We start from the raw sequence: 21,543 nt of genomic DNA on the forward strand, positions 1-21,543 counted from the left end.
TCCTGAAAAAGTCAGAGGGGTGTGAGGCGTGAGGGCGGCGCGGATCAGGGGACGTCGATCGTCTCCAGGATCGTGGTGAGCACGCGCTCGGGAGTGTACTCCTCGGCCTCGGCCTCGTAGGTGAGCACGACGCGGTGACGCAGCACATCGTAGGCGACCGCCTTGATGTCCTCGGGCGTCACGTAGGCGCGGCCTTCCAAAAAGGCGTGCGCGCGGCTGGCGAGGTTGAGGTAGATGGTGGCACGCGGGCTTGCGCCGTAGTCGATAAAGTCAGCCAGCGAGCGCAGCTTGTACTGCTCGGGCGTACGCGTGGCGTAGATGATGTCGACGATATAATCCTTGAGCTTGTCGTCGATGTAGATCTGGCGCACGAGCTGCTGGGCGTCGAGGACCTCCTGCGGGGTGACCACCGGCTGCGGGGTGGGCATCTCGGCGCTCTCGGTGACCAGGTCCATGATCTGGCGCTCCTCGGAGCGGGTGGGGTAGCCGACCTTGATCATGAGCATGAAGCGGTCGACCTGGGCCTCGGGCAAAGGATAGGTGCCCTCCTGCTCGATGGGGTTTTGGGTCGCGAGCACCAGGAAGGGGCGATCGAGCTTGTAGGTGGCGTCGCCGATGGTGACCTGACGCTCCTGCATGGCTTCGAGCAGGGCGGACTGCACCTTGGCCGGCGCGCGGTTGATTTCATCGGCCAGCAAAATGTTGGTGAAGACCGGACCCTTACGCGGCACAAAGTCGCGGGAGGCCTGATCGAAGATCATCGTGCCGATGAGGTCGGCCGGCAGAAGATCGGGCGTGAACTGAATGCGCGCAAACTGGCAGTGGATGCTCTCGGCCAGGCTCTTGACGGTAAGGGTCTTAGCCAGGCCCGGCACGCCTTCGAGCAGCACGTGGCCACCGGTCAGAAGTCCAATGAGCAGGCGGTCGACCATCATGGTCTGACCGATGACGATGGGGGCCAGCGAGGCGCGGATGCGGCTGACAAACTGGCTCGCGTCGGCGACGCGCTCTTCCAGCGCGGCGTTGGGGTCTGCGGCGCTCGAACTCAGAGGGGTCTCATCGGGGTTGGTCATACGTCGATCATCCATCGCAGGTCATCAGGTTGAGGCGAAGTCTGAAAAGTCTGACTCGTGGGGAGCTTAGCGGGCGTCATCGAGCGAGGAGGTCGCCATAAAGTCGGCGCGGTCGTTGAGCGGGTGGTCGGAGTGGCCTTTGACCTTGTGGAAGGTCAGGTCGGGGAACTTCGAAACCAGCTCGCGGATCTCCAGAATAAGCTCGCGGTTGGCCTTGGCCTTCCAGCCCTTTGTGAGCACGCCGATGCAGTAGGTGCTGTCGGTGTAGATATGCACCGGGCGGCTGCGGTCTTCGACGGCCTCCAGCGCGGTTTTGATGCCCATAAGCTCACCGATGTTGTTGGTGCCCTGGCCGAGGTACTGGCCGATCTCGCGGTAGTTTTTGCCATCGCGAATCACCACGCCGTAGCCGCAGGGGCCGGGGTTCCCGGAGCAGGCGCCGTCGGTGTAAATCTCCACGACGCCCTCCTCGGGCCACTCAAGCGCGGCGATGGTGTCGGGAACCGACGTCGATTCGTGGCGCGGCCCCCAGCGCTCGGGCGCTTCGAGCGATGTAATGGAGCCCGGGGCCGCTTTTGTTCCCGACGTTGAGGACTTCGACCCGCTCTTCGACGACGAGGGGCGTTTTTTGCCGGCGAGTTTTTCTTCAAAGTCGCGGGTGGCATCGACGAGCTCGGCCGACTGGGCGGAGACGTTGGCCGGGGAGGCGCGGTAGATCTTGGCGTCCTCGCTGTTCTGGTAGCGCATCTCCACGCGCCCCGACTCCACGATGGGGTCCCCCAGGTGGTCGACCTTGACCCAGACTTTTTTGCCTTTGAAGTAGCGCTCTTGCCAGTCCACAAAAAACCTCGGGGTTGTGCTTGTCATTGCGTCGCGCACCGGAGCCCACGAAAGGGCGCTGGCCCGCAATGGGTGCGCGTCGGAGGCCAGCGCTAACAGGGAGGGTGGAGTTAGCACAGCTCGCAAAAGTAGGAAACAGGGGCAGGCATCGCCAGATGCGGGGCAGGGAGGGTGTTCTGGCGAGGGGGAGGTGGCTGGAGAAGGGTCGATGGCGAGAAAAATCTGCATCGACCTCCGGCAAAACCGGTCGAGGTGTGCCAGGCTGTCACGGTGACCTCCCCGAAAAGCGGTCATCGCGCGTGTTTTGGGGGAGGTGACCTCCCCCCTGAGGCGGTCTGGGTGTGCCAACCTGTCACGGTGACCCTCGTAAACATGGGTCGAGGTGTGACAGGTTGTCGGGGTTAGGAGCGAAAAAGGGGGGCGGTGACCGGTTTGGGGGGGAGGTGGAGGGCCTCGATTGGCGGTGCGTACGCAGTTTAGTGAATTAATGAATCAACGAAGCTCCGTGATCTCCAACGTATAGCTCGCGCTATCACTGGTGCCGACTTTGCCGATGTAGACCTCGTACTCGCCAGCGGGGAAGGCGCCCTCGATGGCCGGGTCGAGGCCGTCGGAGTCGTCGTTGCAGTAGCGGCTGCCGCCGGGGCCCAGGATCACAAGGGAGGTGTCGATGGGGGAGCTCGCGCTGAACTTCAGGTAGCTGAAGCTGCTCTGGAGGGTGACGCGATGGTCGGGGCTGGTGTCGATGTTGCCTGCGCAGGGGCCGGTGGGGCTTCCGCCCAGGGAGGAGGCGTCGCGGCTGCCGCCGGCGGTGCCGCTGCCGACGGCCGGATCAGGCGAGAATCCCGGGCTGAGCGAGAAGCGCTGGTAGCTTCCTCCCGGGGTGGGGGTGGGGGCGGCGCCGGGGGAGGGGACGCCGTAACTGAGTTCGGAGGCGTAGAGGTCGTAGGAGGGGTTTCCGCTGGCCAGCGAGCCTACATAGATCTGGTAGGTGCCCGGGCCGAAGGTGCCGCTGATGCGGGGGTTGAGGCCGTGGGTGTCGTCGTTGCAGACGAAACTGCCGTCGGGGCGGCGGATGATGAGTGAGGTGTCAGCCTGGGAGTTGACGCCGAGGTAGAGGGTGGAGAAGTGGCCGCCCAGGGTGAGGATGTGGTCGGGGCGGTTGCTGATTTTGCCGGCGCATCCGGCGGTGGCGCCGGTGATGGAGGAGGCGTCGATGGTGCCGCCGGCAAGGCCGCTGGCCGAGCTCGGGTCGGGGGTGAAGCCCGGGGAGAGGGTGAGGCCGGGGAAGTTGGCCTGCGCTGCGGATGAGCCCGGGTTCTGCGGAGGGGCGGCGTTGACCGGGCGCTCGGAGAGCTCCAGGCGGTAGGTGCGGTCGTCGGCCTGGCCGATGGCGCCGATGAAGATCTGGTAATCGCCGGCAGGCATGCGCCCGGCGATCTCGGGGTTGAGGCCGTGGGTGTCGTCATCGCAGAGGAAGCTGCCGTCGGGGCGACGGATGGCGAGGCTCGTGTCGGCGGCGCTGGTGATGCCGAAGCGCAGGTAACCAAAATCCGTGGAGAGTTTCACCGTATGGTCGGGCCGCGCATCCACCATACCAATGCACTCGCCGCCGGCGACCGGGCCAAGCGAGGCGGCGTTGACGGCGCCTCCGGCCAGGCCACGGCCGATGGCCGGGTCGGGGACAAAGCCCGGGCTGAGCGCGAAGCTCTGGTAGCGCGCCGAGTTTTCAGCCGGGTTGGCCTGCGCCGGCGTGGGATCGGAGTGCGGGGTGGAGGGGCTGGAGGCGGCGGTGCGCATGATCTGCTCGATCCCGGGGTTGCTCTCGGAGGCGCCGCGCACCAGCACGAGCTCGTCGTTGCCGAAGATCGAGGGGGTCTGTTGAAAACGCCCGGGGATGCCGCGCAGCGCGCGGCGGGTAAAGCTCCAGGCGTCCCGCGCGCTGACCTGCTCTTCCGACGAGGCCCAGCCGCGCAGCGCGCCGAGCAAGAGGTAGCTAAAGGCGGGGCGCTCGGCGCCGGGGAGCGCCCCGGCGAACTCGGTGGCCTCGGCCGCCGAGAGGATCACCGTGGATTTGCTCAAGGTCGGCTGAACGTTGATCGGGATCACCGGCTGGGTCGGGGCGAGCGGGTCGCCGTTGGAGGCGCGCCCGCTGAAGCAGGCGTCGACGACCATCACGGTGTTGGCCTGCTTGCCGTTGTTGAGCACATCGAGGAGCGCCTGCTGGGCGAGGCCGCGGGCTTTGAGGCTGTCGGGGTCTTGCTGGGCGTCGACGCCGACCAGGAGCCCGTCGGTGGCGGAGCCCGGGGCGCCGTGGCCGATGAAGACAAACCAGAGCGTGCCACCTTCACCCACCTCGGAGGCGGCCTGCTCGGCAAAGCGCAGAAGTTGCTCGCGGGTGGCCTGGCGGTCGGTGAGGGTGTGCACGCGGGGCACGCCCAGGTCATCGCTCAAAAAACGCTCCCAGTCGTTGGCGTTGTCGATGGCGCCGGGGACATCGGGCAGAAAGACGTAGTCTTGCAGCGCCACGATGATGGCGGCGTCGCGTGCGCCGGAGCGCTCGACCTGGGCCGGGGCGCTCAACGCGGGGTAGGGCCCCGGCGGCGGGGCCTGGGCGCTGGCGAGGGTCGGCGTCTGAAAGAGCAGCGCGGCAGCAAGTGCTGCGAGCAGTGAGAATGGATGACGAGAGCGAAGAGACGCCATACTGGCTCCAATACGATTGGGAAGATCATGATTCGCAATTCGTTACATTAGTAATGGTCTTGGCCCGGACAATCCAGTCGAGCGCGGCGCGCTACCTCGAAGGTGGCGGGGCGCACCATGAGGCGGTCATGAGGTGCCATTGACACCGCAGGGTTGCCCCCCTAAAAGGGCGCCGAAGTGGCAAGCGCGCGACGTGGAGAGTTGACCCACCAGGGAGCACAACGTGCTGGACATACAGTTTGCGACGCCGGCGCTGGACCGCTCAGTGAGCCTTCGCCGTCAGGTGACCGCCCAGGCGATGCAGGTCTTTGGCGGATGGGGCTACCGAGAAATTCAAATCCCCTTGTTGGAGCGTTTCGATGCTCTGCAAGGCGCGCTCGACGAAGATCAGATCGCGCGCAGCTTTCGCTTTGTGGATCGGGGCGGCAACCTCATGGTGCTGCGCCCCGATGTGACGCCGGCGGTGGCCAAGACCTTTGCGTTTCAGCTCAGCGGGCTGCCGCTTCCGCTGCGCGTGAGCTACGCCAATAAGGTTGTGCGTATTGAGCGCAGCTTCAGCGGCGCGCAGGTCGAGAGCTACCAGCTTGGCGCCGAGCTCATCGGGCGCGGCGGGCTGGTGGCCGATGTGGAGGTGCTGCTGGTTGTGCTTGAGGTGCTGGAGCGCCTGGGGCTCAAGATGTTCCACATCAACCTGGCGGATCACCAGCTGGCGCGCCATCTTCTGAAAGCTACGGGCGCGCCGCGGCGCATCCGCGAAGATGTGGAAGAGGCCATTCTGGCGCGCGACCCCGATGAGGTGCGCCTGATCCTCGAGGGGCTCGGCACCCGTAAGCCCTTCATCGACTCCATCGCCGTGCTCGCCGGCCTGGAGGGCGGCTTGCAGCAGCTCGACTGGATCGAGCAGGCGCTGCCCAATGAGATCGCGTTGATCGAGCGGGTGCAGTACCTGCGGGCGATTGAGCGCACGCTGGCCGAGCTTGGCTACGGCAAGAAGGTGCGCATCGACCTGGGCGAGATCGACGGGCCGGGCTATTACACCGGCATTGGTTTTAGCGTGGTCTCCGAAGGTGCCAGCCGCAGGCTGGCGCGGGGCGGGCGCTACGACACGTTGATCGGGCGATTTGGCAAAGAGACGCCGGCGGTGGGCTTCTCGTTCTCGTTGGAGACGCTGGTGGAGCTCTTGCACCCGAAGGTCGCCCAGGGCGGGGCGCGTCGACGCGCGCATGAGGTGGTGACGGTGCGCGAGAGCGATGCGGTGCTCGGCTTTGAAGAGGTGCTGGAGCGACGACGCAATAACCTGCCCACGCGCGTCATTGCCCGTGGCGAGGAGCGAGGATGACACAGCGACAGAGCTTAAGGCTGGCGTTGCCCATGAGCGCAGAGCTCGACGCGATCGTCGAACAGCTGCGCGCCTGCGGTTTTGCCCTGCCAGATCTGGACATGCCGGGGCTCCACCACGTGGGCGACCCGCTGGGGTGCGGCTTTGATTTTGAGGTCTTCCCGCTGGCGCCGGCCGATGTTGGCACCTACGTCGAGCACGCGATCAGCCACCTGGGGGTGATGAGCACCGATCTTCTCAATGAGACCGGCGTGGAGGTGTGGCGGCCTTATACCTTCGCGTTCGGACGCTACCCGTTGATTCTGGCCGCGCCTAAGGGTGAGACCTTTGCGAGCCTCTCATCGCGACCGCTGGCGCGCATCGCCACGCCTTACCCGGCGCTGGCCCGCGAGGTCTTTGCGCATCGCGGCATGAACGTGGAGGTGGTCAATGTCAGCGACACCTACACGGCGTGTCTGCTGGGGCTGGCCGATGCCTTTGTGGATCGTCTCGAAGATCCGGCGCCGATGCACGAACACGACTTCCGCGCCATTGATGTGCTGGGTCACAGCCAACTCAAGCTCGTGGTGAACCGCGCGCTGGGCTCGCGGCGGCGCATCGCGATTCAGGCGCTGGTCAAATGCCTGCAGGCGCAGCCGGTGGCCGCGCCGCCGGTGATCGACATCCCCTTCGATGATGAAGACGAGCAGCTACCGGGGCCTTTTCTGGAGTGGGATGAAGACTCCGGCGGGGAGATCGCGGGCTGAGTCGGCCAGGTCGACGCGTGCGAAAAGCGTTCGCAGTGCGACGATGAAACGTTGATTAAAAAAGTTGATTAAAAAAGCCCGGGCGCGCGCGCCCGGGCTTTTTTGTGGGTGTTGCCAGCCTGGAAAATATGAGGTTCAGGGGACGCCCTCCCAGGGGGAGCGCTGGCCGACGCGGTCGGCGTAGATGTGCATCCAGGCCGCGCTGTGATGCTGGCCCTGGGCGTCGAGGATGTCGCCGAGGTGGCGGTAGAGCTCTTCGAGACCCACGGCGCTGCCGTCGTAGACGTTGAGCGCACTGCTGATGGTGTCGCGCGCCTGAGTGAGATCGCCCTGGCGGAAGTGCAGCCAGCCCAGGGTGTCGACATAGCTTGAGTTGCGGCCGCCGGCCAGGGCGATGGCGCGCCTGGCGAGCGCGAGCCCCTCGTCGATGTTGGCGTTGGTGGTGGCGTACATGTAGGCGAGGTTGTTGAGGTAGATCGCCAGGTTCTCGCGGCGGGGGCTGGTCAACAGCGACTGGTAGATGCGGTCGCGGTAGACGCCGTAGGCGGCCAGGGCGTCGTGGTGACGGTAGGCTTCGGCGAGCTGCCCGGCGAATTGTTGCCAGTTGATGCCGGCGCTGCTGGCGATGCGGGGGAGGCGGGTGTCGAGGAAGTCGCGCACGTACTGCATGCCGCGCCCGCTGCGGTCGACCGCGCCCGCGGTGAGCACGAGCTGCAGAGGTTGGGTGGCGGCGTAGGCCGGGGCCATCGGGGTCTGGGTGAGGGCTTCAATGACCTGGCGTGCATCTTCTGCGAGCTCACCGTCGATGGCGGCGACCAGACCATCGTGAAGGGCGCTGACCGAGGGGATGCCGCGGCGCATCGCAGCGAGGAGCTTGTCGGCGGCGGGCTGTCCGCTGCCCATGGTCGCGATGGCGTGGGCGGCATCGAAGGCCGGGGAGTTTTCGGCCTGTGGCTCACCCAGGGCTTGCAAGGCGGCGTCGTAGAGGCGGCGCTTGTTGAGGTCGGTGGCGATGGCCACCCCATGCGAGGGGTTGCCGGCGAGCGCGTCGAGGCGGGCAAGCCAGGGCTCGGCGCGATCGTCAAAGCCCATGGCCAGCTCGGCCTCGGCGATGGCGCGCAGGTGCAGGGGGCCCAGGGTGTCGGGGTCGAGCGCGCTGGCGAGCACCCGCGCGATCTCCACGTCGAGACGCTCGGTGCTGAGCATCTTGATCAGCTCGTCGACCACCGAGGGGTGAGCATTGGAGCGCTCCACCATCGCCACCATGCGCTCGCGCGCCTCTTCGACGTCCCCGTTACGGAAACGCAGGTAGATGCGCTCGACCTCCCAGCCAATGGCGGCCGGGTGGAGGCTCTGAAGGTGGTCGAGGATGGCCAGCGGCACGCGGATGTCGGGGCTGTAGCGGGCGCGGCGGTAGAGGTTGGTGAGGATGGTTTCGGGGGTGTCGGCGGTGCGCATCAGCCGGGGGAGAAGATCGCGCAGGGTGTTGAGATCACCTTCCAAGACGGCGGCGTCGATGGCGAGGTTGAGCTCGGAGACCACCGGGATCTGGGCTGCGCCCCGGCGGGCGACGTCGAGCGCGAGGTGGTCCAGCGCGAGGTTTGAGAGCTGCTCGCTGACGCGGGTGCGCGCGAGCTGGCGGTCGGCGCTGGCGTTGATATGCGCCTCGGCGGCGTCGGTGAGGGCGGCGTCCGGGGCGTTTGTGGCGCGCAGCAACGCGAGCTGAAGGGCGAAGTTGGCCGGCTCGGCCGGATGACGCTCCAGCAGCGGCGCGAGCATGGCGTCGGCGCGCTCGGTGTGGCCGAAGGCCAGGAGTTGGTGGGTGATCTGGCGGCGCGCCTCCGGGGCGTTGTCGGCGCTGGCGAGCAGCGCGTCGGTGGCGCCGTCGATGGCCTGATCGTCGCCGCGAAGCAATGCGGCGTGCAGCCGAAGGCGGCCAAGGCGCGGCGACTGCTGAAGCGCGTCGGGCAGGGTGTCGAGGTGTCCGAGGACCGCTTCGACGTAGCCCAGAGACGCGATGGTCTCGAGCGCGCCGACGACGGCGTCTTCGAGGGCGTCGCTGCTGAGCTGCTGGCCGAAGTCGGCGCCGCGCAGCTCCTGCATCCACGTCAGGTGGGCGTCGACGTCGGCAAGTGCACGGGTCACGTCGCCGTGGTGTTCCAGGTCGTAATGAACCTTAAGCGGGAAGGCCCGGGCGCTGGTCTCCGGTTGGCGAGCAAGCTCCTGCAGGAGGCGTCGTGCGAGCTCGGGCTGAGCCGCGAGCTCCAGGCGCATGGCCGCGTCGGCGGCGCTCTCGGTGTTGGCGGTGGGGTCTTTGACGGCGCGCACCAGCAGGCTCATGCCCTCGTCGAACTGGCCCTCCATGATGAGGGCCTGAGCGAGCTGGCCGAGGTAGCTGACGTCGCCAGCATCGACTGCGGCGCGCAGGTAGGCGATGCCCTCAGCGCGGCGTCCCATGCGGATGAGCGTGTCGCCGACGGGGCCTACAAAATCCTCATTGCTGCGATCCAGCGGGTCGATCACCGGCCGCAGGGTCATCAAAAGATCGTCGACGGCGGCGCCAGGGGTGATGGCGAGCTGGCGGTTGAGCAGCAGCAGGGCGCCGGTGGCGGCGTCGCCTTCGCGGAGCTCCTCTTCGATCATCGCCTGGCTCAGCGCGTGGTAGCCGGCGGTGTCGAGCTGGTTGACGAGCTCGGTGAGCCCGACACCCTGGCCGAGCACCTTATCGACAAAGGCGCGGACCTGCTCCGGATCGCCGGAGAGAAGCGCCGGGTGGGTGCGTCCCGGGGTCTCGGCGGCGTTGCGGGCGGAGTTGACGCGGGCCTGCTCCATAAAGGGCGCGGCCAGGTCAAAGCGCCCCGCGACACTCACCTCCTCAATGAAGCTGGTGATGAGCGCACCAGGACATTCCTCGCGCTCATCGAGGCATACGTTGGCGTCATCAAGCGCGTCTTCGAGCAGGCCTGCGCGGGCGCGGAGTGTGGCGCGTTGCAGGCGCAGCGCGCGGTCGCCGGGGGCGCGATCCAGGGCGGTATCGAGGAGCGTGAGCGCTTGATCCAGCTCGCCATGGTCGGCCAGAAAGTCGGAGGCGGCGAGCCACATCTCGGTCTGCGAGCCCTCGGCAGCCCAGCGCGTGAGCAGCTCGGCGGCCTTGTCGGCGCGGCCCGCGCGGAAGTGGTTGATGGCGATGAGGTAGGTGTGCTCGCCGGGGGCCATCGAGGCGATGCGCTCCAGCTGAGCGATGGCCTCATCCCACATCCCGGCGCTCTCCAGGGTGCTTAAGATGAGCTGGCGGGCAATGAGGGTGTTGGGGGCTTTGGCCAGGTAGCTGTCGATGAGCGGGCTGAGCTCGTCGAGGCGGTCTTGCTGGCGGTACATGGTCGCCAGGAGGGTAAAGCCCTGACGGTTGGCGTCGGCGTCGGGTGAGGCGAAGAGGAGCTGCAGGTAGGGTTCGGCGGCCTCATAACGCCCGAACTTCATAAGGAGCTCGGCGATGCGGACCGCGTCGCGGGTGCTGCGGGAGCGGTCGCGGTGGAGCTGCTCAAGCGTCGTCTCAGCGCGCTCAAACTCGCCAAGCTCCAGGAGCGTCTCGGCGTAGGGGAGGGCCACCGAGGATGGCGAGCTACCCTGAGCGATGGCGCGCTCGTAGGCTAGTTTTGCGACGTTGAAGTAGCGGCGCTGGCGCCAGAAGTCGGCCTGTCGGCTCCAGTCGCGCAGCAGGGCGTCGGCCTGCTCGCTCCAGCCTTCCGGCGTGGCGTCGGCGTGCTCGAGCGCGCGGCGGTAGTGGTGCGCGGCGCGGCGTCGCAGCTCGGTGGCGTCGTCGAGGGCGGCCTCGCGAGACATCGCGTCGTAGACGTCGCCGAAGACGCGGTTAGATGCGAAGTCGTCGCGATCGCCAAAGATCTGGCGTGCCAGGGGAAGGGCGGCTGAGGCGCGCTGGCGCGCGCCCAGGCGAATCAGGATGCCCTCAAAGGCCTGGGCCGGGGCATCGGTCGCGGCCATAAATTGCGCCAGCGTGTCGATGGCGCGCGCGTCGCGACCGGTGTCAAAATAGAGGTCGGCGAGCTGCTCGACCCAGCGCCAGTCTTCAGGCGCCTGCTCGATAAGCGCCACCAGCGTGGACTCCATGCGCTCGGGGAGGTTGGCGCGGCGGTAGCGCATCAGGGCGTCGGCCAGCGCGCTCTGGCGCTCCTCGGCGGGGCTGTCGGCGATGTAGCGGTCCAGGCTCGCGCTCATCGCCGGGAAGCGGCCCTGCTCGAAGTTGATGTCGGCCACGTTAAGCCAGGATCGGTGGTTGCCGGCACGGGCGGAGCGCTCGTAATAGCTCAGCGAGCGGCCCGGATCGCCCAGACGCCAGAAACGCTCGGCGACAAAACGAAGATCCTCTTCCTGATTGCCGCGGGCGGCGATCCAGGCGTCGTAGGTAGCCTCGGCGTCGGCCGGGCGCCCCCAGGTGGCGTAGAGCCCGGCCAGCGCCTCGACCACGCGGATGTCTTCGCGGGTCTGGTTGCCCAGGCGTTTAAGCAGGCGTTCGGCTTCTTCAAAAAAGCGCTCGCGGGTCAGCAGCGTGGTGATCTGCAAGACACTCGCCGTCTCCATGTCGACGGCCTGCAGGTAGGCCATAAAGGCCTGCAGCATCGCTTCGCGATCTTTGAGCTCCATGAGCACCATGCCGAGCGCGAGGTTGGCGTTGTCGCTGGTCTCGGGGAACTGCAGGGCGCGCTCGTAGAGCGAGCGGGCCAGCGGGAGGTTGTTGCGCTGCTGCGCCCAGCTGGCCGCGCGCTCCAGAGCGACATGGGCCGGCGGGTTGGCCTCGACGAAGCGGTTGATGACTTCTTCGACCTCATCGAGTCGGGCGCGGGAGGCCAGAAGGTTGGCCAGGAGCTCGGTCATCGGCCAGTCGGGCTGCACCGTCTCGGAGGCGTCGAGCAAGATGTTGAGCGCAACTTCGGGGGCGCCGTAGTCGGCGGCAAGGCGCGCGCTGCGGGTGTAGTGGGCGGCGGTGAGCTCTTCGGGCTCGTTGTCGAGGGAGGCGCGAAGGGCCGCCTCGGCGCGCGCCGGTTGCTCGGCGTCGAGGAAGGCGCGGGCAAGTCGCGAGTAAACATGCACAAGGTCGGGATGGGGCGGGGGAACCAGCGCGATCGCTTCTTCGAGAAGATCAACGGTTGCGGCGTGCGCGTCGAACTCATAGGCCCGATCTGCGAATGCAACCAGCCGTTTGGCGCGCGCTTCGTCATCGGAGACGCGAGAGGCCGTGTCGCGCCAGACGCGCAGCGCCTCATCGGGAAGATCGAGCTTCAGGTAGAGCGCGCCGAGCTGTGAGGCGCCGTCCTCAAAGTCGGGGTCGGTGGCCAGCACACCTTCCAGAAGATCGACCGCCTCGACGTACTCGCCGCGCGCGGCCAACTCATCGGCATAGAGCAGCACGTCAGCACGAAGACGATCCAGGGTGGCGGAAATATGGTTGGCGTCGAGCTTACGCAGCGCCGTGCGCAGCGCGATGAGGGTGGGGAGCTGCTGGCGCACCTCGGCGTGGGTGATGCCGGCCTCGAGAACCTCGGCCAACTTCGCAGCGTCGACCGCTTCGTCGTCATCGTCGCGGGCGCGCAGGTAGGCCAGCGCGGCCTCGGCCGGCTCATTGAGCGCCTCATTGATGCCGGCGACCAGGGTGGAGGCGCGCGCGCCGAACTCACCAGATTGCTCCGCGCGCGTCGCCGGGCGCAGCGCCTGCTGATATTTTTCCTGCGCCACCAGCGCCTCGGCCAACACCAGGTTGGCGCGGGCGCTACCGGGCTCTTCTTCAAGCTGCTCGCGGGCGATGCTCTCAGCGCGGGCGGCGTCGCCGGCGCGCAGCGCATCCTCGCCACGTTGAAGATCGTGGGCGCAGCCGGCGAGCAATAGCGCCGCCAGAAGCCAGGCTGTGGAATGGGAGCGATGGCGAAGGAGAAACTTCATCATAGCGGGCACGTCATTTGGAAGTAAGGGGGGAGGATGGCGTAGCACACGCCTCATCGCCCCGAATTCTGGTCGTAGGATGTGGTCGCACAGCCCACGCCGGGGCGCAAGAAGGGGGGCGATGCGGGCGCATCTGACGCGACCTACTTTACAAGGGGCACGCGTGTGCTAATGATAACGACCCGTTGGCGGGTTTTGAGTCCCGAAATTCTTCAGAAATCTCGAAACAAAAGGGTAACAATCGTGACGTCGAATGAAGACGAGTTGATGTCCTATGATGGCCTGGTCATTGAGCGCGGTGCGCGCCACTGCAAGATCCTCAATGAGGAGGGCGAGGTGGAGTTTCGGACCACGAACCTGCGCGACGCACAACGCTTCCTGGAGCTGCTCGAGGAGCGCGACCGGTTGCAGAAGCTGCTCGATTCGCGCGGGATCGCTCCGCACCGCATCTACCTGTTGGCCGCCGAAGAAGAGAAGCGCGGTCGGGTGAACCTCGATGGTGCTCCGGCCAAAGAGGTCGTGATCGTCGCCAAGAGCGAAGATAACGGCCTTGTGGTGCGCTCGCTTGCCGATGGCAAAGAGGAGATCGTCGATATGGACGAGCTCGAAGCCATCGAAGGCGGTCCCTACCTGCAGGCCTCCGAGGTGCAGGATGAGACGATGCTCGCGCTGATCCGCTACGACCGCGAGGCCGAGACGGCGCATCTGGCGCTCTTCCGCACCCAGGAAGGGGCCGATGAGATGGCCGGTGAGTGGGCCAAGGTCGAGGAGAACCCGGGCACTGAGTATCAGGCGCTGGTGGCGAACTCCGAGGGCGATGTGATCCTCTACCGCGCCGAAGCGACCGTTGAGGACTGAGCTTTAAGTACCTCGCCATGCACGCACAAAAAAACCTCGCCGCGATCGCGGCGAGGTTTTTTTGTGAAGCGGCGCGGCCCGGCACATGATGATGCCGGGCCGCGAGGGTCTTGTGTGATCAGAGGCGGGTGACTTCGCCGACGATCTCAGCCTCGCTACCCTCGGTGAGGAAGCCTGCGTTCTTCCAGGCGTCCAGGCCTCCATCGAAGTCGGAGACCTTGCGGAAGCCAAGCTCCTCGAGGATTTTTGCCGCGCGGTTGGACGCCTCGGCGTCGTGGCTGTCGCCGTAGACGACGATGCGCTGATTTTTACCCAGGTCCTTGCGGGCGCGCTCCTTGAGCGACTCCACAGGGATGTTGATTGCGCCGGGGATGTGCTCGCGCTGGTAGTCCTCGGGGTTGAGAATGTCGATCAGTACGAAGTCTTCGCCTTCTGCGATACGCTGTTGAAGCTCCGTGCTAGACATCAACCGTGCCATGAAGATCCTTTGTTCTGGGCCAGTTACGCCTTTTGTGTCCTCCAGATGCCCGCGGTATCTTGGCGAGGTCGGCCGGATTCGGGACAACGGCGCTCTCGGGGAGAGGGCCGCGACCGCGGGGCAGGACAGCTGCTGGCGAGTAATATAGTCCCCGACCGCTCTTTAGCAACCGCGCATCCCCCGAAGGGGCGTTGTGGTTGCTTCGAGACGGGCTGCTGGTTAGGTTGCAGACCGAAGACTACTGGCAATGCGATGGACATGCGGCTGCTCCTTAAGGGGCGGCCTTCGATGGGAGCGGTATCCATGGTGAGCGCACGCTCAATGAGACGATGGCTGGCGGCAGCGGCGGCGGTGATGGCGCTGCTCTTCTGCGCGCCCCTTTACGCCCAGAGCTCGGAGGCGGCACTTGATACGGTGCGGGAGGCCAATGATCATTACGACGCTGGCGAGTTCAGTCGGGCGCTGCTCAAGTACCGCCAGGCCTTCGATGTGCTCGAAGACGTGCGCCTGCTCTACCGTATCGGGTTGAGTTACGAGAACCTGGGCAACTACGCCCGCGCGCGCCAGACGCTGCTGCGCTACCTGGAGCTCGATAAAGACAGCCCGGTCGAGGGGAGGGTGCGCGCAAAGATCGATCAGCTGCGCGATCTTGAGGAGAACATCCAGGCCTACCTGGTGGTCGACTCGGTGCCGGCCGGCGCCACCGTCTACCTCAATGAGTATATGGGCGAGCCGGAGGGCGAGGCGCCGGTGACGATGCCGGTGGGGGCCGGGGAGAACGTGGTGACGCTGGTCTTCCCTGACCGCCAGCGCCTGCAGGCCGTCGTCGAGGTAGGCGCCGGCGCGACTGTCGAGCGCATCTTTCAGGTCGGCAGCGCCGCGCCTCCTCGCCAGAGTGAGGAGCTGGCCAGTGCTGAGGCCGATGAGGTGGAGGTCCACGAGGTTGAAGCGCCGATCGTCGACGAGCGCGCCACCGAAGAGGCTCCGGCCGAAGCGGCTGAAGAAGAAGCCAGCGCGGAGGTCGGTGAGGCTGCCGAGGAGGAGGTCGCCGAAGCCGGCGGCGATGATGTGATCCCGATGCCCGGCTCCGAGAGGGCGCTGGACCGCCCCGTGCGCCTGGATCGCATCAGCGTTGCGCCCCCGTGGTGGGCCAATACGCTGGCGGTGATGGGGTTTGTGGGCAGCGCGCTCTGCGGAGCGGGGGCGGCCTACGGAACGGTCAATGTGGGGCAGGCCCTGGGCTGCGGGTTGGTCCTGACCGGCTCGGGCTTCTTTTTGCTGGGGCGCGACTGGAGCGGGCGCTTGCCGCCGGCCTCCCAGGCGCCCGGGTTTTCGGATGCGGGTGCAGGCGGTTCGGCGCGTAGCTTCGGCATGAGCTTTGGTGGGCGCTTCTAAGCACAACGTCTTGCGCCAGATGCCCCCCGGTGGTACCTCTGGCGGTGATCTGGTCGATGGTTTTAACCTACCCATGTTCGAGTTAACGATGTCCGAGCGCGCTCCTCAGCATATCTCTCGCAAAAAGACCCCGGTCTTCTGGGACTGGTGGTATGAGAACCCCGTCGAAATTATCATCGTGGCGATGGCCCTGGCGTTCTTCGCGCTGACGCCCTGGAGTGGCTTCGGCGTCTCGGAGCAAGACGTCAACAGCGCCGACATCACGATCGTGCCCTGACGCAAAGCGGCACAGATGAGATGCAAAACCGGGCCCTTCGGGCCCGGTTTTTTTTATGCCCGGCGATGCGCGGAACGTGGCGTGGTAGCGCGACTTCTCCGCGATCAGAAGGAGTGCCCGATGCTCAGGTAGAAGCCGTAGCCCACGAGCAGCTCCTGGATGGCGTCTTGATCCTGAGGCACGAAGACGCAGGCCTCGGTGCCCTGGGTGGAAGGATCGGCGCAGCGGCGAAAGCGCGGGTCCCGGGTGGTGTCGCTTAAGGTGTAGGCAAAGTCCAGGCGCACCGGGCCCACCGGGGTGTTCCACCACACGCCGGTGCCCAGGCCGTAGAGCAGGGAGGGGGCGAGCTCGCTGAAGCTGACGGTGCCCTGGTCGTTGGCGGCGGTGTCGACCTCAAGCTGACCGCGCAGGATGGTGGCCGCGTCAACGAAGACCGCGCCCCACACGTCGCCAATCGAGAAGAGGTTGGGTACAAGGCGCACCCGGGGCTCCACCGACCACTCAAACTGGGTGAGCCCGCCCACCGGCACCGCCTCCCCGGACGGGGTGTAGAGAGAGAGGCGCTGGCGACCGAAGCTGCGCATGCCGTCGGTGCCGCCGCTGTAGAGGCGGCTCTGGATGGGCACGCCGGTGTCGCGGCCGGTGTTGTAAACGCTGCCCAGGCGCGTGCGCATCGCCAGCACCGAGCGGCCCAGAAGATCCGATGGGACGTAGCCCTCCGCCGAGAGGACCGGCTTGATAAAGTCGAACTCGCCGCCCGCAGCGAAGCTGCCGGCTTCTTGAACCGTGAGGGCCACCAGGGCGCCGGAGGTGGGGTCGAGCACGTCGTTGCGCATATCGAGGATCAAGGACTGCTCCAGGTACTCGAGCAAGAACTCGGTCTGGAAGTCCAGGCCCAGGGTGGTCGTGGAGACGTCGACCAGCGACTCTTCGACGTTGAAGTAGTTGTAGTAGGCCACGTTGTAGGATGCCTCCAGGCGCAGCTTGCGAAAGATGGGGCGATCAAGGCCCACCCGCAGCGCGGGGTTCCAGACCGAAAAGCCCTCGCGCACATCGCGCTCCACGCTGGCGCTTAAGCGCAGGTTGGTGCGGCGCTCGATGAACTGGGGCTGCGAGAAGCGCAGCTCACTGGAGAGGATCACCCCGCGGTTGACCAGCTCCTCGCGGGGGATGAGCCCGGGAGCCCAGGCGTAGCCGGCCAGGTTGAAGTGGTCCAGGCGGCGAAGCCCGCCCAGGAAGTTGCGCGCCGACCAGTTGAGCAGCCCGCGCACATCCTGGCGGGCGCTCTCCACGGCCAGGCCGGCCCCTACGCGCAGGTTGTACTTTTTGGCCTCCTTGAGGCGCACCACCACCGGGACCTCCGGGTCGAGGCGGCTGCGGCGCTCGGCCTCCAGCTGAGCGCTCTCCAGAAGCGTGCTCACGCCCAGCGCGGTGTTGCCAGCAGCCTCATCGGTGTCGGCGCCCTCCTGAGTGTCGGTCTCAGTGGAGGTTTCGTCGGGATCCTCGGTCGCAGCGAGGCCGGGGCGCGGGGATGTCTCCACGCTTTTCTGCGGGTCGGCGTCGTCGGGGACATCGCTCTCTTCGAGGAGGTTTTCGAGGCGCTCGCGATCCTCTTCGTCCTCCAGAGTGAACTCGCGAGCCTCGTGGGCCGGCAGCACTGTGACGAGCCCGAAGACCCCGAGCTCGTAGACGTCTTCCTGGGTCTCATTGAGGCGCTGTGGGTCGTACTGTTCGCCCGGCTCAATGGTGATGGCCTCGCGCACAAAACGCTCCTCGACGTCTTCGAGCCCGAAGATATGCACCTGACCGAAGCGTGAGCGGGGACCGGCGTCGATGAAGAAGAACACATCGGCCTGGCGCGTCTCCGGATCGACGAAGGCGCGGCCGCTGACCGCAGCGTAAGCGTAACCCGCTTCGCGCAGCCGCCGTCCCAGCGCGTCGCGGGTGGTCACGTAGTCGTCCTGGGTAAAGATCGCGCCCGGGGTCAGCGGGAGCTCTTCGAGAAGATCGTCACGGGAGATCTTCGACGAGGGGTCGAGGCCCTCAAGCTCAATGCGCTCAATGCGCGTGGGCTCACCCTCATCGATGGTCACCCGCACGCTGACGGTGTTTTCCTGCGGGTTTTCAATGATCGACTCCGAGACGATCGTCGCCCCGAAGTAGCCACGCCGCTGGTAGAAGGTCTCGATGCGCTCTCGGTCGCGCTGCCAGCTGAACTGATTGAAGTACTGATGCTCGGCGCCGATGAGGGGAAGCCAGGGCACGGCGGCTCGCCAGCCCGGATCTTCGCGCGTGGCCAGGCCGTCCCGAAGCTCGCTCTCCGAGACCTGCTCTACGCCCCGCAACTCCACCCGGCTGATGCGCAGATCGGTGGTCCCCGGCACGATGTAGTCGCTCTCGGAGGTGGTCGCGCAGCCGGCCAGAAGCCCCAGCGACAGCACACTCGCAAGCGCGACGCGATGGGATGGGGCAGAAGCCATAGCGCAACACCACGTCATTCAGGCAAAGACATTATTCTGAGAAGAACCCGTCAAAGGGATCGTCTTCGGCCGGCTCCGCTTCGGGTTGTGGAGCGGGCTCGGGTTGAGGCTCGGGCTCGGTCCTGGCCTCGGGACGAGGCTTCGGCGCGGGCGCGCGTCGTGAAGGTCGGCGCGAGGCGCGAGCTTCGGCGCGCTGCTCCGCCTCGGCGATGGCCTGAAGTGCTTCGGCAGTCTGGCGAGCCCGGGCCGCGACCGGTCCGGCAAGCTCCCGCGCGTGACCCTCGGTCTGCTCGCGGGCGAGCTCCTCTCGGGCCGCGCGAAGCTCCGCCTCAACCTCGGCCTGGCTCGCAACATCGGCACCATCGTCGGCGGGGGAAGGCGCCTCGGTCGCAACTTCTGCGGACTCCTCGGCGTCGCCGGCCGGCCCCATCATGGCGAAGGCAGCTCCGGCGATGATCACCACCGCCAGTGCACCGAGAATCAGCGGGGTGCGGGAGCGTCGGCCGTAGGTGATGGGGGCCAGATCATCGAGGTCGTCGATCGGCGTGCTCAGCGAGGCGACCGGAGGCTGGGTCTGCGTCTCGGTGATGGTGTGGCCCGGTCGCACAGGCTGAGAGGGCGCGGGCGCATTGGGATCGGCAGGCCCCGGGGAGCTCGCCAGGATCTGCGGGTCGAGCTCCGCGAGCAGCGCCTCAAAGAGCGCACGAGCCGCGCTGGCGTCGGCCGGGCGGTCGGTCGGGTCTTTGGCGAGCAGCGAGTTGATCGCGCGCTCCAGCGGAGCGGGCGCGCTGCAATGCTGGCTTAAGGGGGGGATCTCGTTGACGACGTGCGCCATCAAGATCGCCATCGGGGTCTCGGCCGAGAAGGGGGGCCGCCCGCCGACGAGTTCGTAGAGAATGCAGCCCAGGCTGTAGAGGTCGGCGCGACCGTCGACCTCATGGCCCTGGCATTGCTCCGGGCTCATGTACTGTGGCGTGCCAAAGACCTGGCCTGTGCGGGTGACCTGCGTCTCGGCGCCCAGGACCTTGGCGATGCCAAAGTCGAGCACCTTGACGAAGGTGCCGCCACCGGGGATGTCGAGCAGAAAGATGTTATCGGGCTTTAAGTCGCGGTGGACGATGTTGGCGTCGTGAGCCGCCGAGAGCGCCGATGCGATCTGCACGCCGATGCGCAAGATCTCTTCAAAGGTGATGTTGCCTTCTTCGATGCGCTCGCTGAGCAGCGTGCCCACCAGGTACTCCATCGCCAGGTAGAGCGTGCCGTCTTCGTCCTGGCCGAAGTCGAGGATCGTGACGCTGTGCGGGTGGTTGATCGTGGTGGCGATGCGCGCTTCGCGGAAGAAGCGGTCGACGAAGTCGTCGGTCTCACTGAGGTTGGCGCGCAGGGTCTTGATGGCCACCTGGCGATCGACGCTGCGCTGGTGTCCCAGATAGACCGCGCCCATGCCGCCGGCGCCGATGGCTTTTTCGATGATCCAGCGCCCGTCGAGCACGCGTCCGATCATCGGATCGTCGCCTTCGGGGCGGCTGTGGCGCAACTTCATGCCGTCGTGAGGGCAGTAGACGACCTCGTCGCCGTAGCTGCGCTGACAGGTTGGGCAGATCTTTTGCATGAACGCTCAGGATGAGGATGCCCCCGGGTGCCGGGCTCCCCGGCGAGGGTTAGAGACGGTTAACTTTAGGTCTGGGCCCATCGTCGAGCAGCTCAATGGAGGGGCGTCGCGGCTCGGTCGGGGCCTCCTCCTCGGCGGGAGCCTCCTCGGTCTGCGAGACCTCCTCGCGGGGCTGCGTGCGCCTCTCGGTGCGCGGTGCGCGGCGTGCGGGACGACGCTCCTCGGCGGTCAGCTCGTAGCTGAGCTCCTGGCGCAGGCCACGCTCCGGGTCGATGGGGATGCGCACATCGAGAGGTTCGTAACCTTCCAGATGAAGCCGGTAGGCCAGCGGATCGCCGCCAGGGGCAACCGAGAGGTTGTAAGGCGTGGTGCCCAGCTCATCCTCACCTTCCAGGATCGTGGCGCCCGGGGGCTCGGTCGTCAGGCGCAAAATGATGGTGTCATTGACGGCCACCACCGTGGGTTCTTTGACATCGGGCTCAACGGGCTCTTCGACTGGCGAGGGGGCTGGCTCGGCGGGTGCGGCCACAAGCGCGTCAGGCGTCTGCGACTCGCCAGTTTGTTGTCCTCGCATCACCATTACGCCCAGCAGCAGCACGATGATAAGCGCCAGCACCACCGCAGCAATGAGCCCCTTATTGGGGCCGCTCTTCTGCGGATCGGGCTGCGCGCCGGGGGCCATCGCCTGCCCGGTGCCGGTGAAATGGCCATTGTTGGTGAAGTTGCCCGTGCCGGTGAACTGCCCGTTGTTTGTGAAGTTGCCGGTGTTGCCAAAGCCTCCCGCAGCTCCGCCGGGCACCGAGGGCGCGAAGTGGTTGCCGGTGGAGGTCGGTGAGGCGATGCCGGCGGCAAGGGCGGCGTGATGCTTGCTCAGCGCGCTCTCAAGCTCCTCGCGCAGCTCTTCGGTGGTCTGCGGCCGCGCGCCGGGATCTTTGGACATGGTGCGGCGCACCACGTGTTCCAGCGCCAGCGGGATCATGTCGAGGGCCTGCTCGGAGAGGCGCTCGGCAAAAGGCGGCGGCGGATCCTGGGCGTGGCTGATCATCAGGGCTGTGGTGGTCGGCCCCTGGAAGGGCGGCTCGCCACAGAGCATCTCAAAGATGATGCAGCCCAGGCTGTAGATGTCGCTGCGGTGATCGACGCTCTGCGAGAGGATCTGCTCGGGCGACATGTAGCGGGGCGTGCCGACGATGCGGCCGTCGCCGGTAAGTTGCACGTCGTCTTCGCCGCCTACGGCCTTGGCGATGCCGAAGTCGAGGACTTTGACCACGTCCGGGTCACCGTCGACCTCAATGAGGAAGATGTTGTCGGGTTTGACGTCGCGGTGAACGATGCCGTTTTTATGCGCCTCGGCCAGAGAGCGGCAGATCTGCGAGGCGATATGCACCGCGCGTTTTGGCGAGAAGGGCGCCTCGGTCTTGATCGCTTCGGTGAGCGTGCGCCCGGCGAGCATCTCCATGGTCAGGTAGAGAAACCCGTCGTCGGTCTGGCCGTAGTCAAAGACGGTGACCGTGTTGGGGTGGCGCAGCTGGCTGACGGTGAGGGCCTCGCGCTCAAAGCGCGCGGCGGTCACCGGGTTATGCGAGGGGATGTACTTCAGGGCGATGCGCCGGTTCATATTGCGCTGAATCGCCTCATAGACCGCCCCCATGCCCCCAAACCCCATCAGGCTGACGATCTCATAGCGATCGGCCACGGTCTGGCCGACGAGCTTTTCGTAGAGCGCTCGACGTTGGTCGCGAGAAGAAGACATAGGTTCGGTCTTGGGGAGCAGGTGCGCGCCGTGT

Annotated in this window: 13 protein-coding genes; 5 read left to right on the plus strand and 8 right to left on the minus strand. The window is 66.5% G+C overall.

The window, feature by feature from the left end; all coding sequences use genetic code 11:
• Positions 1–44: 44 nt before the first annotated feature.
• The 3 genes from FRC98_RS06155 to FRC98_RS06165 all read right to left on the minus strand — a co-directional run bounded on the left by FRC98_RS06155 (position 45) and on the right by FRC98_RS06165 (position 4,616).
• On the minus strand, positions 45–1,073 hold the full coding sequence (locus FRC98_RS06155) for an AAA family ATPase (protein ID WP_146980586.1): 1,029 nt from the start codon (positions 1,071–1,073) through the stop codon (positions 45–47).
• A 66-nt stretch (positions 1,074–1,139) separates the two neighbouring features.
• Positions 1,140–1,913 carry a ribonuclease HI gene (locus tag FRC98_RS06160; RefSeq protein WP_230467327.1) on the minus strand — a complete coding sequence of 258 codons (774 nt, stop codon included), beginning with the start codon at positions 1,911–1,913 and terminating at the stop codon, positions 1,140–1,142.
• Positions 1,914–2,405: 492 nt separating this feature from the next.
• Positions 2,406–4,616 carry a caspase family protein gene (locus tag FRC98_RS06165; RefSeq protein WP_146980405.1) on the minus strand — a complete coding sequence of 737 codons (2,211 nt, stop codon included), beginning with the start codon at positions 4,614–4,616 and terminating at the stop codon, positions 2,406–2,408.
• A gap of 223 nt (positions 4,617–4,839) precedes the next feature.
• Here FRC98_RS06165 and FRC98_RS06170 point away from each other — a divergent pair, with 223 nt between their 5' ends.
• Both FRC98_RS06170 and FRC98_RS06175 read left to right on the plus strand, forming a co-directional pair.
• Entirely contained in the window at positions 4,840–5,955 is a 1,116-nt protein-coding gene (locus FRC98_RS06170; RefSeq protein ID WP_146980406.1) for an ATP phosphoribosyltransferase regulatory subunit, read from the plus strand.
• Complete coding sequence (locus FRC98_RS06175) at positions 5,952–6,701, plus strand: type 2 periplasmic-binding domain-containing protein (RefSeq protein WP_146980407.1); 750 nt, start codon at positions 5,952–5,954, stop codon at positions 6,699–6,701. The genes FRC98_RS06170 and FRC98_RS06175 overlap by 4 nt, the downstream gene beginning before the upstream one ends.
• A gap of 135 nt (positions 6,702–6,836) precedes the next feature.
• Here the strand turns inward: FRC98_RS06175 and FRC98_RS06180 are convergent, their stop codons facing one another.
• Complete coding sequence (locus FRC98_RS06180; RefSeq protein WP_146980408.1) at positions 6,837–12,659, minus strand: tetratricopeptide repeat protein; 5,823 nt, start codon at positions 12,657–12,659, stop codon at positions 6,837–6,839.
• Positions 12,660–12,923: 264 nt separating this feature from the next.
• On the opposite strand from FRC98_RS06180, the gene FRC98_RS06185 reads away from it, so the two are divergent.
• Entirely contained in the window at positions 12,924–13,514 is a 591-nt protein-coding gene (locus FRC98_RS06185) for a hypothetical protein (RefSeq protein ID WP_146980409.1), read from the plus strand.
• A gap of 118 nt (positions 13,515–13,632) precedes the next feature.
• Here the strand turns inward: FRC98_RS06185 and FRC98_RS06190 are convergent, their stop codons facing one another.
• Positions 13,633–13,980 carry a rhodanese-like domain-containing protein gene (locus FRC98_RS06190; RefSeq protein WP_230467328.1) on the minus strand — a complete coding sequence of 116 codons (348 nt, stop codon included), beginning with the start codon at positions 13,978–13,980 and terminating at the stop codon, positions 13,633–13,635.
• A 333-nt stretch (positions 13,981–14,313) separates the two neighbouring features.
• On the opposite strand from FRC98_RS06190, the gene FRC98_RS06195 reads away from it, so the two are divergent.
• On the plus strand, positions 14,314–15,387 hold the full coding sequence (locus tag FRC98_RS06195; protein ID WP_230467329.1) for a PEGA domain-containing protein: 1,074 nt from the start codon (positions 14,314–14,316) through the stop codon (positions 15,385–15,387).
• 88 nt (positions 15,388–15,475) lie between these two features.
• The gene (locus tag FRC98_RS06200; protein ID WP_146980412.1) at positions 15,476–15,664 is read left to right on the plus strand and encodes a hypothetical protein; all 189 of its coding nucleotides are present in this window, start codon (positions 15,476–15,478) and stop codon (positions 15,662–15,664) included.
• A gap of 104 nt (positions 15,665–15,768) precedes the next feature.
• Here the strand turns inward: FRC98_RS06200 and FRC98_RS06205 are convergent, their stop codons facing one another.
• The 3 genes from FRC98_RS06205 to FRC98_RS06215 are packed head-to-tail and all read right to left on the minus strand — an operon-like array spanning position 15,769 to position 21,509.
• Positions 15,769–18,144 (minus strand): BamA/TamA family outer membrane protein, encoded by a 2,376-nt coding sequence (locus tag FRC98_RS06205; RefSeq protein WP_230467330.1) that lies wholly within the window; start codon positions 18,142–18,144, stop codon positions 15,769–15,771.
• Positions 18,145–18,175: 31 nt separating this feature from the next.
• On the minus strand, positions 18,176–19,756 hold the full coding sequence (locus FRC98_RS06210) for a serine/threonine-protein kinase (protein WP_146980414.1): 1,581 nt from the start codon (positions 19,754–19,756) through the stop codon (positions 18,176–18,178).
• A 49-nt stretch (positions 19,757–19,805) separates the two neighbouring features.
• The gene (locus FRC98_RS06215; protein ID WP_146980415.1) at positions 19,806–21,509 is read right to left on the minus strand and encodes a serine/threonine-protein kinase; all 1,704 of its coding nucleotides are present in this window, start codon (positions 21,507–21,509) and stop codon (positions 19,806–19,808) included.
• Positions 21,510–21,543: the final 34 nt, after the last annotated feature.

This window comes from Lujinxingia vulgaris (assembly GCF_007997015.1).
In the GTDB taxonomy this organism is placed as follows: Bacteria; Myxococcota_A; Bradymonadia; order Bradymonadales; family Bradymonadaceae; genus Lujinxingia; species Lujinxingia vulgaris.